At 71.2% G+C, this 15,130-nt stretch carries 9 protein-coding genes; all 9 read right to left on the bottom strand.

The genetic code is table 11. The features are described from left to right. Window positions 1-106 precede the first annotated feature (106 nt). Window positions 107-1,348, bottom strand: coding sequence for a hypothetical protein (locus D7V97_RS26580; RefSeq protein WP_120613438.1), 1,242 nt, complete (start codon window positions 1,346-1,348; stop codon window positions 107-109). 55 nt (window positions 1,349-1,403) lie between these two features. Beyond that, window positions 1,404-3,947 carry a TonB-dependent siderophore myxochelin receptor MxcH gene (gene mxcH, locus D7V97_RS26575; RefSeq protein ID WP_233583229.1) on the bottom strand — a complete coding sequence of 848 codons (2,544 nt, stop codon included), beginning with the start codon at window positions 3,945-3,947 and terminating at the stop codon, window positions 1,404-1,406. A 79-nt stretch (window positions 3,948-4,026) separates the two neighbouring features. Beyond that, entirely contained in the window at window positions 4,027-5,301 is a 1,275-nt protein-coding gene (locus tag D7V97_RS26570) for a 3-deoxy-7-phosphoheptulonate synthase class II (RefSeq protein WP_120613436.1), read from the bottom strand. Next, window positions 5,298-9,620 carry a myxochelin non-ribosomal peptide synthetase MxcG gene (mxcG, locus tag D7V97_RS26565; RefSeq protein ID WP_120613435.1) on the bottom strand — a complete coding sequence of 1,441 codons (4,323 nt, stop codon included), beginning with the start codon at window positions 9,618-9,620 and terminating at the stop codon, window positions 5,298-5,300. Before mxcG ends, D7V97_RS26570 begins: the two co-directional genes overlap by 4 nt. Before the next feature lie 34 nt (window positions 9,621-9,654). Beyond that, a complete protein-coding gene (locus D7V97_RS26560) occupies window positions 9,655-10,569 on the bottom strand; it encodes an isochorismatase family protein (RefSeq protein WP_120613434.1) in 915 nt (304 codons plus the stop codon). 14 nt (window positions 10,570-10,583) lie between these two features. Beyond that, on the bottom strand, window positions 10,584-12,218 hold the full coding sequence (locus D7V97_RS26555; protein ID WP_120613433.1) for a (2,3-dihydroxybenzoyl)adenylate synthase: 1,635 nt from the start codon (window positions 12,216-12,218) through the stop codon (window positions 10,584-10,586). Continuing rightward, window positions 12,215-13,423: an isochorismate synthase DhbC gene (gene dhbC, locus D7V97_RS26550; protein ID WP_120613440.1), complete on the bottom strand. Its 1,209-nt coding sequence runs from the start codon at window positions 13,421-13,423 to the stop codon at window positions 12,215-12,217. Before dhbC ends, D7V97_RS26555 begins: the two co-directional genes overlap by 4 nt. Before the next feature lie 155 nt (window positions 13,424-13,578). Further along, window positions 13,579-14,355 carry a 2,3-dihydro-2,3-dihydroxybenzoate dehydrogenase gene (locus tag D7V97_RS26545; protein WP_304988516.1) on the bottom strand — a complete coding sequence of 259 codons (777 nt, stop codon included), beginning with the start codon at window positions 14,353-14,355 and terminating at the stop codon, window positions 13,579-13,581. Window positions 14,356-14,469: 114 nt separating this feature from the next. Next, window positions 14,470-15,130 (bottom strand): aminotransferase class III-fold pyridoxal phosphate-dependent enzyme (locus tag D7V97_RS26540; protein ID WP_120613432.1); only part of this gene is annotated, 661 nt, incomplete at its 5' end.

Here is a 15,130-nt window from a genome sequence, read left to right as displayed (position 1 = left end):
GGGGGGCACGGCGGGAAGAAGGGAGACGGCCCCCGGGGCCCGGAGTGGAAGGGCGAAGCGCCCCCTCCACTCCGGTCCGCGAGGGCCCGGGACCACTGGGGGACGACTAGCGCAGCTGCAGGAACGAGAACGACAGACCCGTGTGCGTCGCGACCAGCTTGCCGCTCAGGTCGCTGAGCTCGCGGAAGTTCGTGTTGGTGCCGCCGTTGGTGAACTCGGTGAACAGGGTGCGGTTGTCGGCCTGGAACAGGAAGGAGCTGCCCGTGCTGGCCGGCAGGGTGTCCACCAGCGTGGCCTTCGTGATGTTCGCCAGGTCCAGCTTCCACCACCGCCACGCCACGGCGCTCGCGATGACGCGCGGGTGCGTGCCGTCCGCCACCGTGTAGGTGGACTCGTCCAGCACGCGCAGGTAGCCGGAGCCCGTGGGGCCCTGGAGCAGCGAACCCGTGGCGCCGCCGTTTGTCAGGTCGCCCAGCACCTTGTAGAAGGCCTTGTCGTAGGTCGCCGTCTTCGGATCGAACTTCAGCAGGCAGGGCGTGGGCACGTCCGGGTTGGCCTGCGCCGTGCGCTTCACCGCGGCGCCGTAGGCCTCCGTCGCCAGGTACACCTGGCCGTCCGCGCCCACCACGCCGTCACGCACGTAGCCGCAGCGGTCGTCCGTGACGACCTGGGCGGTGTCGTTCGCCGTGTCCAGGACGATGATGCCCGCCTTCTTCGTGATGCCGATGCCCGCGGCCGGACGCCAGCCCAGCGGCATCAGCACCTGGGTGCCCACGCGAATGGGGTTGGACGCGAACGTGAGGATCGTCCCCTCAATCGTCATGGCCGGCAGGGAGATGCTGTTCGTCAGCGTCATCTCCTTCGGGTTCCAGATGATGATCTGCGAGGTGCGACCGTCGAAGTAATACGCCTTCGTCTCCGACACGAACTGGAACTGGTTCTGGTACTCGCCAATCGAGGAGAGGCCCTTGCTCGCGAAGCTCACCTCGCCGGCCTTCTCCAGTTTGTTGTCGTTCGTCACGTTGTAGCGGGTGACGACGGCGGACTCGCTGCTGGAGACGAAGAGGGCGCCCGACTTCGAGATGCCGGAGCCCAGCGCGCGGCCGTCGATCTCCGTCGCGTTCTCCAGCGACAGGGGCTCGGTGTGGTCCACCTTGTCCGTCAGGATGACGTAGCTCTGGGACTCGGAGTCGGTGCTTACCTGGGCGACGAACGCATACAGCGGCGACGTGTTGGTGCCGGCGTCCGGGAGGGGGTCGACCGGGTCGTCACCGCAGGCGACGACGAAGGCGCAGGCGAACGCCGTGAGGACGCGGCTGGAGATGCGAAGGAAGGATGAGGGCTTCAAGGACTTCCCTTTCGGTGGGGGTGCGGGGGCTGCGTGCGAAGGCGGGAGGCGCTGTTCAGCGCTCCAGCGTGAACTTGGCGGCGAGGCTGCGGCCGGGGCGTTGGACGCCGTAGAAGTCGAAGGTCCGCGCGTTGGTGAGGTTCTGGAGATCCAGCGTCCAGCTCAGCTTCGTGGGCGTGTCGCGCAGCACGTAGGTGAGCGCCACCGAGTGCGTGAGCTGGGAAGGGATGCGCCGCTTGGTCTCCTCGGCGCCCACGCCTCCCCAGGCACGGAAGAACTCGTGCACGTAGCGGGAGCGCAGGGTCACGAGCAGCTCGTCCTGGGCGCGCAGCAGGTCGGTCACCTTCACCTGCGCGCTGCCGTTGGCCAGCAGGGAGGGGCGGTTGGGGACGCGCTGTCCCTGGAAGGCGCCGAAGGTGCCCTCGCCTGACACGTTGCGCACGTCCTGCCAGGTGGCATTGCCGTCCAGCGACAGGAGCTGGCCGGGGGACGTCCAGCCCGCGGCGCCGACGACGCCCAGCGAACGCGCGCCGTAGACGTTCTGGTAGAGGGAGAAGCTCCCCTGCGGGATGAGCGTGATGAGCTGATCCGCCAGGCGCGCGAAGCCGCCAGCGTTGGCGCGGAAGGAGCCGAAGCGACCGGGCAGCAACGAGACGCCCAGGCCCAGGTTGAAGTTGTGACTGGTCTCGGGGACCAGCTCCAGGTTGTCGTCGATGAGCAGGCCGTCGCCGAAGAGCTCGTCTGGACGTGGCAGGCGCGTGGCCCACTCGTAGGACGCCTTCGCGGTGAGGGCGGGCGAGAGGCGCAGGCGCAGGCTGTCGCCGATGCCCACCTCGTGCGTGGTCCGGCCCAGGTCCAGGAACTCGTTGCTGGCGAGCAGCTTCTTCGCGCTCGTGGACTGGAGGTAGTCCTTGGCGAAGGCGACGTTCTGCAGCCGGCCCTCGAAGGCGTCGTACTGGTACTCCAGCCCCGTCACGAGCGAGCCCACGTCGCGCGCCGCGGAGAGCGGATCCGTCTGGCCGAGGGCCTGGAGCTGGCGGTCCTCGCCCGTGCGCACGACGAAGGTGGGCGCCACCGCGAGCCGCAGGACGTGCGATCCGCCTGGAATCCAGCTCGCGTTGAAGCGCGCGAAGGCGGTGTGCTGGTTGACGTAGCGTTCCACCGCCCGGGACTCCATCTCGCCCCCGGTGGGCAGGGTGAAGAAGCAGCGGCCGTACCAGTCGTAGCGGCATGTGCTCACGTCCAGGAAGCGGCTGCGGCGGAACGTGTAGCCGCCCACGGTGTCCACGCTGAGGCCCTGGCTGAAGGCCTGCGCGTAGCGCAGCGTGGTGCCCGCGGAGCCCTCCGCGCCCGTCACGTCGCCGTAGACCTGGGACATGGACGTGTTGTGCTGGATGTCCCGGTCGGACGCGTTGACGAAGGCGCGCACCAGCAGGCGCTGGGCCCACGGCCGGTTCACGTAGCCCACCTCCAGGCTCGCGCCGCCGGCCTGGTAGCCATCGTGGAAGCGGGGCAGCCGCGCGGGCACCAGCTTGCCCACGTCGTTCGCGACCTCCACATCCACGGGGTAGTCGTTGCGCGCGTTGTCGTAGAAGCCGTGCGCACGCACCAGCAGGCCGGTGGACTCCTGGAGGTGGTGGCCGCTCGCGGTGAGGCGGTGCGTGTCGAAGGAGCCCAGCTCGTAGGACGCCGCGCCCCCCGAGCCGTCCACGTCCTGATCAGTGACGAGCTGCACGGCGCCGCCCAGCACGTCCGCGCTGAAGCGGATGGGCACCACGCCCTGGTAGACCTCCATCTGCTGCACCAGGTTCACCGGCACGTTGGCGAGCCCCGGCCCGTAGCCCGCGAACTCCAGCGGGATGCCGTCGATGAAGAAGCGCACCTGGTCGTCCGACAGGCCCGCCAGCGAGATGCGCGTGCTGCTGCCCAAGCCACCCGCCCGGCGCACGTCCACGCCCTCGGTGCGCGCCAGCGCCTTGCCCAGGTCGGCGGTCTCGTGGCCGATCTGCTCCATCTCCACGACCTGCACCGCCTCCGCGGACTGGCGGCGGCGCTCGGCGGCGGATTCACCGACGACGGTGATCTCGATGACGTTCTCATCGCCGCCCACGTCTGGCGCGGTGGAGGGCGGCTCCGCGGGTTGCGCCGCGACCGGGCTGGACGGCGCGGCGGCTTCCGGAAGCCGGAAGGCGTACGTGTAGAGGACGCGGAAGGGCTTCGCGACGCCGTCACGCTTCCCGGGCTCGAAGCGGAACTGGAGCGCGGCCGTGCGCGCGGCCTCGTCGAAGCCGTGACCCACGGGCTCCAACACCTCGGCCTGGGTGACCTGTCCCTGGGCGTCCAGCTTCAGGCGCAGGCGCACGTTCGCTTCCAGCCGCGCCTGTCGGGCCTCGGCGGGGTAGGTCGCCTCGATGAACTGGATCAGCTTCGGCGCTTCGATGACGGGAGCCGCCGGAGCGGGCGCCGTCTGCTCCGCGGGCGTGTCGGTCCGCGCTGCTTCAACGCCGCCCGTCTGCATCGCACCCGCATGCGCCGGCCCGCCGACCCACAGGCTCGACAGCAGTGCCGCGACCGTCCCGAACCGCCCCGTCCTGCTCATGATTTTGAAAATGGTTATCATTTTCAGCGGTGGGACGTTTAGCGGCTCCGAGTCTGGGCTGTCAAGACTTCACGGTGGATCAGGCTGCGCGGGCCTGCGGTGCGCGCACGGTGTGGAGCCCATCCGCGACGCGGAAGGCGAGCTGGAGCGCCTGGGTCGCGTTGAGGCGCGGATCGCAGTGCGTGTGGTAGCGGCTGGAGAGGTCGTCCTCGGACACATCCAGCGGACCGCCGAGGCACTCGGTGACGTCCTGGCCCGTCATCTCCAGGTGGAGGCCGCCGGGGTGGACGCCTTCGGCCGCCGCGACCTGGAGGAAGGCCATCACCTCCGCGAGGATCCGCGCCACCGAACGCGTCTTGTAGCCGTTGGTCGCCTTGTGTGTGTTGCCGTGCATCGGGTCGATGGACCACACCACGGGGCTGCCGTGGCGGCGGGTGGCGGCCATCAGGCGGGGCAGGCACTCGGCGACCTGATCCGAACCGAAGCGCCCGATGAGCGTGAGCTTGCCCGGGATGCCCCGTGGGTTGAGCGTGTCGATGAGGCGCAGGAGGTCGTCCGCCTCCATCGTGGGGCCGCACTTCAAGCCGATGGGGTTCTGGATGCCGCGCATGAACTCCACGTGGCCGCCTTCCAACTGGCGCGTGCGCTCGCCAATCCAGAGCATGTGCGCGGACGTGTCGTACCAGTCGCCCGTCGCCTCATCGACGCGGGTCATGGCCTGCTCGACGTTGAGCAGCAGGGCCTCATGGCTGGTGAAGAAGTCCACCGGGCGCACGGCGCCCTCGGTCTCCGGCCGGTGTCCCAGGAGCTGGGCCAGGTCCGCGTAGCCTTCACGGGCCAGGGCGCGCACCAGTTGCAGTGTCTCCGCGGACTGGTGGTAGGCGCGCAGCAGGCGCTGCGGATCCGGCGTGCGCTCGCGGGCGTTGAAGTCCATGCCGTTGATGATGTCGCCGCGGTAGCTGGGCAACGTGACGCCGCCCACGGTCTCCGTGGCATTGGAGCGCGGCTTGGCGAACTGGCCCGCGATGCGGCCCACCTTCACCACCGGGCAGCCGCCCGCGAACGTCAGCACGCCGGCCATCTGCAACAGGAGCTGGAAGGTGCTCCGGACGTTGTCGGCGGCGAACTCCTTGAAGCTCTCCGCGCAGTCACCGCCCTGGAGCAGGAACGCCTTGCCCTGGGCGACCTGTCCCAGCGCGTCGCGCAGTCGGCGCGTCTCCGCGGCGGTGACCAGGGGCGGCAGGGTCGCGAGCTCCGCCTCCACGCGCGCGAGGGCCGCGAGGTCGGGGTAGTCATCAGGCAGGTAGCGCACCGGCTTCGAGCGCCAGGAGGAGGGAGACCAGGGGGTGTTCATCGCGGGAGCGCCGTTTCTCGCGGCGGCAGGATTCCCTGCGCGACGCAGAAGTCGAGGTATCGGTAGAGGAGCTTCCGGTCGGTGGCAGGGCAGGTGACGCCCGTGCCCTCCAGCGCGGCCAGCAGCCGTTCGCAGCGGATGGGCCCCAGCCCGAAGGCCGGTGCGGAGTCACCGCCGCGCAAATCAAAGAACGCGAGCGTGGCGTCATGGCCCCCCGAGCCCCGCGCCACCCGCTCGCGCCACTCGGGGACGTGACAGAGCTCCAGCGGGTAGCCGTAGTCGCGCACCCAGCCGAACAGCTCGGACAGGCGCACCTCCGCCGTCGGCGTGACGTTGAACACCGCGCCCGGATGCGAGCGCCGCGCGAGCTGGACGATGGCGCGGGCCACGAAGTCCACCGGCGTCCACACCTCGCCGACGTCGAGCAGTGGCAGCGCGCGCACGGGGAGTCCCGCCAGCACGATGCGCCACACCAGGTCCTGCGTGTTGACGAGCCCGGTGTCCGGCGCGCCCACCACGCGGCCCAGGCGGTACACCGTCGCGGGCAGGCCGCGCTCCGACGCCTGCTGCACCAGCCGCTCCGCGATCCACTTGCTCTGCTGATAGCCGTCGCGCAGGCCGGGGTGCGCGGGGACGAAGGACTCGGGCACGTCCGGGGAGAGGTTCGCCTGGGGCGCCACCGCCAGCGTGGACACGTAGTGGAAGGGCTTGGGCCGCACGGCGGCGGCCAGCTTGAGCAGCTCGCGCGTGCCCCGCACGTTGACGCCCTGGAGGCTGCCGTACTCCCGCACCACGCTCACCACGGCGGCGTTGTGGATGATGGCGTCGCACTCCGCGGCCAGGCCATGGAAGCGCGCGGCGTCCAGGCCCAGCAGGGGCTGCGCCAGGTCCGCCGGCAACGCGAGCACCCGCGCCTCCAGCCCCTTCGTCGAATGCTGCTGGCCCAGCAGCGCGGAGCGCAGGCGCGTCATCGCCTGCGCCTCGTCCTTCGCGCGCACGGTGCAGATGATGCGCGCGTCCGTCTGGGCCAGGAGCTGGTGGAGCAGGTGCGCGCCGACGAAGCCGGTGGCGCCCGTGAGCAGGACCTGGCGGACGCCGGTGCCCAATCGCGAAGCCTCGCGCGCCCAGGCCTCGCCGGTGGTGGCGGGGACGACGTCCTCACCCAGCTCCGCGTCCGCGAGCATCGCGGCCGTGAGGCCTCCGGGTTCGGGGCCCTCCGCGCTGCCACGCTGGAGCGCCTGGGCGAGGCCCGACACCGTGGGGTGGCGGAAGACGGTGGCCACGGGCACCTCGCGGCCCACCGCGACGCCCAGTCGGTTGGCGACCTGGATGCTCTGGAGGGACTGGCCGCCCAGCTCGAAGAAGTCGTCCTGGAGCGACGTGGCGGCGCGCCCCAGCACCTGCTCCCACACCTGAAGCACCGTGCGCTCCAGCGGCGTCGCGGTGGCGATCAGCTCCGCGACCTCGTCCGAGGGCAGGGCGTTCTTCAGCGCGTTGCGGTCGATCTTCCCCGTGTGCGTGCGGGGCAGCCGGTCCACATAGACAAAGGCGCCGGGCACCATGGGCGCGGGCAGCGCGGCCAGCAGGTGCTTGCGCAGCTCCGAGGGCGTGGGCTCGGGCGAGGCGACCAGGTGCGCGCACAGCCGGCGCGAGCCTCCCGGAAGCACCTGGCCCACGACCGCGGCCTCGCGGACACCCGGATACCGCAGCAACACGGTTTCAACTTCACCCGGGTCGATGCGGTGGCCGCTGATCTTGAACTCGTCATCCACCCGGCCCACGAAGACGAGCTGGCCGTCCTCGCGCACGCGGACCTTGTCGCCGGTGCGGTAGGCGCGCGGCCGGCCTTCCAGGAACTCCAGCCGGGTGAAACGCGCGGCGTCCAGCGCCGGGCGTCCCAGGTAGCCGCGCGCGAGGCCGCCGCCCATCAGGCACAGCTCGCCCTCCGCGCCCGGTGCCGCCAGCCGCCCCTGGGGCGCGAGGACCGCCGCGACCACGCCCGGAAGGGGACGGCCGATGGGGACCTCGTCACCGGAAGGAATCGCATCAGGCCCCGCGAGGGTGGCGACGGTGGCCACCACGGTCGCCTCGGTGGGACCGTAGGTGTTGAGCAGGTGCACGCGGTCGCCCGCGACGTCCTTCCACCGCGCGATGCGCTCCGGCAGGGCCGCCTCTCCGCCGATGATGACCGTGCGCAGGGAGTCCGGCAGTCGGGCCGCGCCGGTGGACAGGCTGTAGGCCAGCTCGTGCCAGAAGGCGGTGGGCAGGTCGAGCAGCGTGATGCCGTGCTCGGCGCAGGCGTCCATCAGGCGCGGCACGGACTGGAGCATCTCGTCCGTGCGCAGCACCAGTCGCCCGCCCGCGCACAGCGTGACGAAGATCTCCTCGACGCTCGCGTCGAAGTGGAGCGGGGCGAACTGGAGCACCCGGTCCTTGGGACCGACGCCGTAGCGCTGCGTCGCACCCGCGACGAAGTGGGCCAGCGCGCCCCGGGAAATCTGCACGCCGTTGGGCTGGCCGGTGGAGCCGGAGGTGTAGATGACGTAGGCGAGCCGGGCCTCCGCGTCGGAGGCGGGGACGAGCGGTGCGGCCTCTTCACGCGGACGGAGCTGGCTCACGACGAGGATCCCGGGCGCGGTCGGATCCGCGTCGGGCGTCACTCGCTCGGACACCACCATCACGGAAGGCCGCGCATCCTCCAGGATGGCCGCGTTGCGCGTGGCCGGACCCGTGGGGTCGAGCGGTAGGTAGCCCGCGCCCGCGAACAGGACTCCCAGGCTCGCGACGATGGCGTCGGTGCCCCGGGGGATCTTCACCGCCACCACCGTGTCCGGCTGCACGCCCGCATCCGTCAGCCGCAGCGCCAGCGCCTGGGACGCCGCCACCAGCTCGCGGTACGTCATCCGCCACGCGCCGTGCTCCAGTGCGACCGCCTCGGGCCGCTCCTCGGCCCGAGCCTTCAGCAACTCCACCACGGGCCGCACGTCGGGCACCGGCCCGCCATCGAGCACCGAGGCCCCCGGACCCGCGACCGCGCTGGCGCTCCAGTCCGACGGGCCTCGCCGCACGGGGTACTCGGGCGCGAGGAGCAGCGACTCCAGGAGCAGGAGGAAGCCCCGCTGGTGCAGGGCCAGCGACTCCTCCGTGTAGCAGGCGGGGTTCGCGTCCAGGTCATGGAAGCCGAACGACAGGTCCTCCACCGGACCGGCGGAGATGTTGTGCGCCGTGCCCGACACGCCCGCGAAGTCCAGGGCGTAGTCGAACGGCATGATGTTGACGACGGGGCCGAAGAGCTTGCGCTGGCCCCCCACGAGGCGCAGGTCGCGCCGGAGCTGTTCGTACCGGTAGCGCAGGTGCGGACGCGCGGCCTTCATCTCCGCCGCCACGTCACGGGCCAGCGCGTACAGCCCCGCGTCCGGTCGCACGGCGATGCGCAGCGGCACGATGTTCATCGCCATGCACGGCACCCGCAGCGCCGCCGACCCCAGCCGCCCCATCACCGGCAGGCCCAGCACCACCTCCGCCGCGCCCGTCCGCTGATGCAGGTAGATGGCCGTCACGGCCAGCACCAGGTCGGACCAGCTCACGCCCGCCTGCTTCGCGCCGTTCTGCAGGGCCAGCATCAGGTCGACGGACAGGGCCTCCGAGCGCCGCAGGAAGCGCGAGGACATGGGCGCCGCGTCCGCCAGCAGCGCGGGCGTGGGGGCGTCCTCGAAGCGCGCCACCCAGAAGTCGCGGTCCGCGAGCCACTGGGGACTGTTCCGGTACGCCCGGTCCTCGTCCAGCACGGGCCCCAGGCGGTTGAAGCCCGTGGGCGCCACCTTGCCGGTGGCGTTCGCCGTGTAGAGCTCCGCCACCCGCCGCGCGAGCAGCGAGAAGCCATAGCCGTCCATGGCGATGTGGTGGATGCGCTGGAACCAGAAGGATCGCTCGGGCCCCACCGTGAGCAGGGCCTGGGAGAACAGCGGTCCCTTCGCCAGGTCCACCGTGTGGCCCAGGTCCCGCCACATCCACGCCTGCGCGGCGGCCCAGGGATCCGCCTCCGCGCCCAGGTCCACGCGTTGGAGCGTCCAGTCCATCCCGGCGTCGAGGACCTGTCGCGGTCCTGCCACGTCCGTCACGAAGCGCGCATGCAGGGCCTCGGCTTCCGCCACCGCGCGGCGCAGGGCGGCTTCGAAGCGCACCGGATCCACCGCGCCGTGGAGCTCGATGCACTCCCCGGCGTTGTACACCGGGCTCTTGGGGTCGAGCTGCTGCCCCACCCAGATGCCGTGCTGGGCCGCGGACAGCGGGTGGCTCTCGTCCTGTGACTCGTGCATGACGCGGGACTCCGAAAGGGAAGGGGGAGGCGGGCTACGACGCGCGCGCGCCGGGCGCGCCAGGCTCGGCAGGCTGCTTCGCGGCGAGCAGCGAGTACCAGTCGGTGAGCGTCGGCTTCTCCGCCAGCTCCACGAAGGACACCTCGGTGCCGTGCTGCCGCCAGCGCTCCACCAGGCTCATCAGGCGGATGGAGTCCATGCCGCGCTCGAGCAGGTTGTCGTCCTCGCCAATCGCCGTCGCGGACTCCATCAACAGCTCCGCCACGTCCGCGCGGAGCTGCTCGCGGCTCACCGCGGGCGTGGACTCCGACAGGGGCAGCGCGTCGATGAGCTGTTGCGTGGAGGTGACGACCGCGCAGAGCTGCGAGGCGTAGTCGAGCGCCAGCCGGTGCTTCTCCAGCGAGAAGTCCGCCACCGCGTCCGCGACGAGGAAGGGGCGCACCTCGCTCATGAAGCCGTCGCTCGCCGTCTGCAGACAGCCGATGTGCGCGTAGATGCCGCAGATGATGAGCTGATCCCGCCCCTGCGCGGCCAGGGCCTCCATCAGCCCGGTGCGGCGGAACGCGCTGTAGCGCCACTTGGTGAGGAAGAGGTCGCCCTCGCCAGGGGTGAGCGCGTCGATGATCTTCTGCTTCTCCTCCGGGCCGCCCCGGACGCCAGCGCCCCAGAAGTCCAGCAGCAGGCCGCGCTGCTCGGGCGTCTGGCCTTCCGGCTGGGCGGAGTACACGACGGGGATGCCCAGCTTCGCGCAGTGCGCGCGCAGGCGCTGGATGTTGGCCACCAGCTCCGTCACCGGGGGCTGACCGGGCGTGAAGGCGTCCACGAAGTAGCGCTGCATGTCGTGGATGAGCAGGGCCGCGCGCTTCGGGTCCGGCGTCCAGGACACCTTGTTCCGGGGCAGGTCCTCCGCGCCGGGCATGGAATAGGGGGCGATGGCAGGCAGGGCCATGGGTGACTCCAGGTTCAGGGGGAGGGAGTGGAGAGGGATTGGCGGAGGCTGTCGCGGAGGGCCTTCTTGCTGACCTTGCCCACGCCCGTCTGCGGGAAGGCCGCGACGAACTCGATGCGGTCCGGGATCTTGAAGGCCGCGAGCCCGCGCTGGCGCAGGAAGGCGTTGAGCGCCGACGCGGCCGGAGCCTCGCCTCGCGGGATGACGACGGCGCAGGTGCGCTCGCCCAGGAACTTGTCGGGGATGGCCACCACCGCCGCGTCGCTCACCGAGGGGTGCGCGAGCAGGTGGTTCTCCACCTCCTCGGCCGCGACCTTGTCGCCGCCCCGGTTGATCTGATCCTTCGCGCGGCCCTCCACCACGAGGTAGCCCTCGGGCGTCAGGCGCACCAGGTCGCCGGTGCGGTAGAAGCCGTCGGACGTGAAGGCCCGCGCGTTGTGCGCCTCCGCGTTGTAGTAGCCGCGGATGGTGTACGGCCCACGCGTGAGGAGATGTCCCGTCCCGCCGGGCGCCACCGGAACGTCGTCGTCATCCACCACGCGCAGCTCGTCCGCGTCGGACATGGGGCGGCCCTGCGTGGTGACGATGAGCTGTTCGGGGTCGTCCAGCCGCGTGTAGTTGACCAGCCCCTCGGCCATGCCGAAGACCTGCTGGAGCGCGCAGCCCAGCGTGGGACGCACGCGCGCGGCGGCCTCGTCGCTCAGCCGTGCCCCGCCCACCTGGAGGACCTTGAGACTGGACAGGTCGTGCCGCTTCGCCTGCGAGGAGTCCAGCCACACCATCGTCAGCGGAGGGACGAGCGCGGTGGCGGTGACGCGCTCGCGCTCGATGAGCGGGAAGGCCACGTCGGGGCTGGGGTGCAGCGCCATCACCGCCGTGCCACCGGCGTAGAAGGTGCCCAGCACGCCGGGCGAGCTGAGCGGGAAGTTGTGCGCCGCTGGCAGCGCGCACAGGTACACCGTGTCGCGGTCGAACCGGCACACGTCCACGCTGGCTCGCACGCTGTAGAGGTAGTCGTCGTGCGTGCGAGGGATCAGCTTGGGCACGCCGGTGCTGCCGCCCGACAGCTGGAAGAACGCCACGTCCGACGGAGCAGGGCCCTCCAGCGTCACGGGCTCCGTGGGCACGGACGCGAGCGCGGTGTGCGACCCCGCGTCACCCAGGACGAGCACGTGCTTCAGCGTGGGCGTGGCGGCCTTCACCTGCTCCGCGAGCGCGCGGTAGTCGAAGCCGCCGAAGCGGTCCGGGATGACGTACGCCACCGCCTCGGTGAAGGCGCAGAAGTAGCCGATCTCCGACGCGCGGTGCGCGGGCAGGGCGAACACCGGCAGCGCGCCCATGCGGAAGAGGGCGAAGACGACCTCGTAGAACTCCGCGACGTTGGGCAGCTGCACCACCACGCGGTCCCGTGCGCGAATGCCCAGCGCGTGGAACCCGGAGGCCATCCGATCCACGCGCGCGTCCAGCTCCGCGTACGTCCACCGGTGCGTGCCCGCCACCAGCGCCACGTGCGTGCCGAAGTCCCGGGCGCGGTCGCGCAGGAGCTGACCGAACGTCTCACCGCGCCAGTAGCCGGCCTCGCGGTAGCGCCGGGCGAAGTCCTCGGGCCAGGTGGGGCAGCCCGGCAGGTGTTCGCGGGCCGGGCTCACGGCTGCACCCCGGCGCCACCCAGGCCCATGGCCTGGAGCATGGTGCGGAACTTCGCCTCCGTCTCCGCCAGCTCCGCCTCCGGCGTGGAGCCCACGACGACGCCCGCGCCCGCGAACAGGCGCAGCGTGTGCTCGTCCGCCTCCGCGCAGCGGATGGTAACGGCCCACTGCCCGTCGCCGTTCGCGTCGCACCAGCCCACCGTGCCCGTGTAGTAGCCGCGCTGGAACGGTTCGATGTGGCCAATGGCCTCGTGCGCCAGCTCCGTGGGGTGGCCGCACACCGCGGGCGTCGGGTGCATCGCGAGCGCCAGCGTCAGCGACGTGATGGAAGGGTCCTTCAGCTCGCCCTGGATGCGGCTGGACAGGTGCCACATGGTCTGCGTGCTCACGAGCGACGGGCCCCGGGGCACGTCCAGCGTCTTGCAGAAGGGACGCAGCGCTTCAGCCACCGCGTCGATGACGACCGCGTGCTCGTGCAGATCCTTGGGTGAGGCCATCAGCCGCGTCGCCCGCGCCTGGTCCTCCACCGGATCCGGGCTGCGCGCCGCGGAGCCCGCGAGCGGATTGGCGATGACCTGCAACCCGGAGCGCGACACCAGCAGCTCCGGGCTCGCGCCGATGAGCGTCCGCCGGCCCGAGGCCCCGTCCGCGTGCGGCGGCAGGTCCACCGCGAACGTGTAGCCATGCGGGTTGCGCCGGGCCAGGTTGTGCAGCAGCTGGCGCAGGTCGATGGGCGTCGCCGTGTCCAGGTGCAGCGAGCGCGACAGCACCACCTTGCGCAGCGGCCCTTCCTGCATGAGCTTCAGCGCCGCCGCCACGCCGTCCAGGTACGCGGCCGGCTCCGGCACGGGGCGCATCGTGTACTTCGCCGCCAGGGGAAGCTGCGCGGGAGCGGCCGGGTCGAACACCAGCGGCCCCGCGCGCTGCAACGTCATGGGCACCACCAGCTGCGCGGCCACCCGGCCGTCGAAGGGCACCGCGCCCACCGCCACCGGGATGTCGTGCGCCGCCTCGCGCGAGGCGTCCAGCACCGCCGCCACCCGCGCGGGCAGCCCGTCCATCGAGTTCGTCCCGCCCTCGTGCGGCACCGTCGCGAACACGCCCCGCGCCAGCATCGTGCGCTTGGGGGACGCGAAGAAGAACGACGAGCCGGCGGAGTAGTCCCGCAGCAACTGCGCCGCCAGCGACTCCTGCTCCCGCTCCATGACCACGGCGCTCACCAGGCACCTCCCTGCGGCGTCACGGTCATTACGATTCTGGAATTAATAGTCATTCTCAACTCCGGAGGATGCGAGGGGGGACGAGGGCCCGCCCTGGGAGGGAAGGGTGCGGTGTCACGAGGCGGCAGGGAGGTGGGCGCTCAGACGCCCAGGGTGGCGCCGCCGTCGATACACAGGTCGTGCATCGTGATGTGGCGGGCCTGCTCGGAGGCGAGGAACACCACGGAGTCGGCGATGTCGTCCGGCGTGGCGATGCGGCGCAGGGGGATGCCGGTGCGGTAGGTCTCCAGCGAGCCGGCGATGACGGCCTCCGGCCCCCGGTCCTCCGACCACAGCGCGCGCTGCATGGCGGTGTCGGTGGAGCCTGGAGACACGACGTTGCAGCGGATGCCGTGCTGGGCCAGCTCCAACCCCAGACACTTGGTGAACATGGTGGAGGCGGCCTTGGACGCCACGTAGGCCGCCATCTGCATGCGCGGCACGGCCGCCGCGTTGGAGCCCACCGTGATGATGACGCCCGAGCGGCGGGGCACCATGTGCTTCGCCACCGCGCGCGACATGTGGAACACGCCGTGGGTGTTGACCGCGAACGTCGTCATCCAGTCTGCATCGCTGAGCGTGAGCGCCGCGCCCATCCGCAGCACGCCCGCCACGTTGGCCAGCACCTGGATGGGCCCCAGCCGGGTCTCCACCTGGGTGACGGCGTCCTCGATGGCCGCCATGTCCCGCACGTCCACCGGGAACGCCGTGGCGGCAAGCCCCTGCTGACGCAACTCCGCCACCAGCACGTCCAGCCCGGCGCCGTTCCGGTCGAACACCGCGACCGGCATCGTGCGCGCCAGCTTGCGCGCGACCGCCGCGCCAATGCCCTGGGCCGCACCCGTCACCACCGCGAGTCCTGTCGTCGCACCCATCATCCGCTCGCCTGGTCCGACTGTTGGAAAATGAGAACGGTTCTCATAATCAGGATCCGGAAGTGCCATGGTCATGAATTCCTGTCAAGAAGGCTCAAGCCTGGAAATGTTCCGTATTCAGGCGGCGCTGGCCTTGGCGGACGTCGAGGCCAGCTCGCGCAGCACCTCGCCGGCGGCGGCGATGGTGTGCTCCACCTGCTCGTGGGTGTGCACGGCGCTGATGAAGTTCAGGTCGCGGCGGAGGATGACGCCCCGGCGGGCCATGCCGGCCTGGAAGGGGATCATCTTCTGGATGTGTTCGGGGATGTCCTTGCTGAAGCGGAAGAAGGGCACGGCGTCGTAGCCGATGACCTCCAGCGTGGAGCCCGTGGCCCGGGCGTGCGCGTTGACGCCCGCGCGCAGCAGGCGGCCCAGGGAGGCGATGTGTTCGATGTAGTTCGTGCTCTTGTACTCGCGGAGGACGGCCTCGCAGACGGCGAGGGAGAGCATCTCGCCGCCGAACGTCGTGGACACCTGGAGCTCGCTCAGGCGTGAGAGGTGCTTCGCCGGGCCCGCGATGGCGGACAGGGGCATGCCCGCGGCGATGCCCTTGGACAGGGTGACGAAGTCCGCCTGGATGTCGAAGAACTGCTGCGCGCCGCCCAATGCCAGACGGAAGCCGGTGACGACCTCGTCGAGGATGAAGAGGACGCCGTTCGCCGCGCAGGTGTCCTTCACCTGCTGGAGGAACTCGCGGGTGATGGTGCGGTTGTACGGGATCTGTCTCTTGTACACATCT

The organism is Corallococcus sp. CA053C (assembly GCF_003611675.1).
In the GTDB taxonomy this organism is placed as follows: domain Bacteria; phylum Myxococcota; class Myxococcia; order Myxococcales; family Myxococcaceae; genus Corallococcus.
This window is presented reverse-complemented; position numbering and strand designations above follow the sequence as displayed.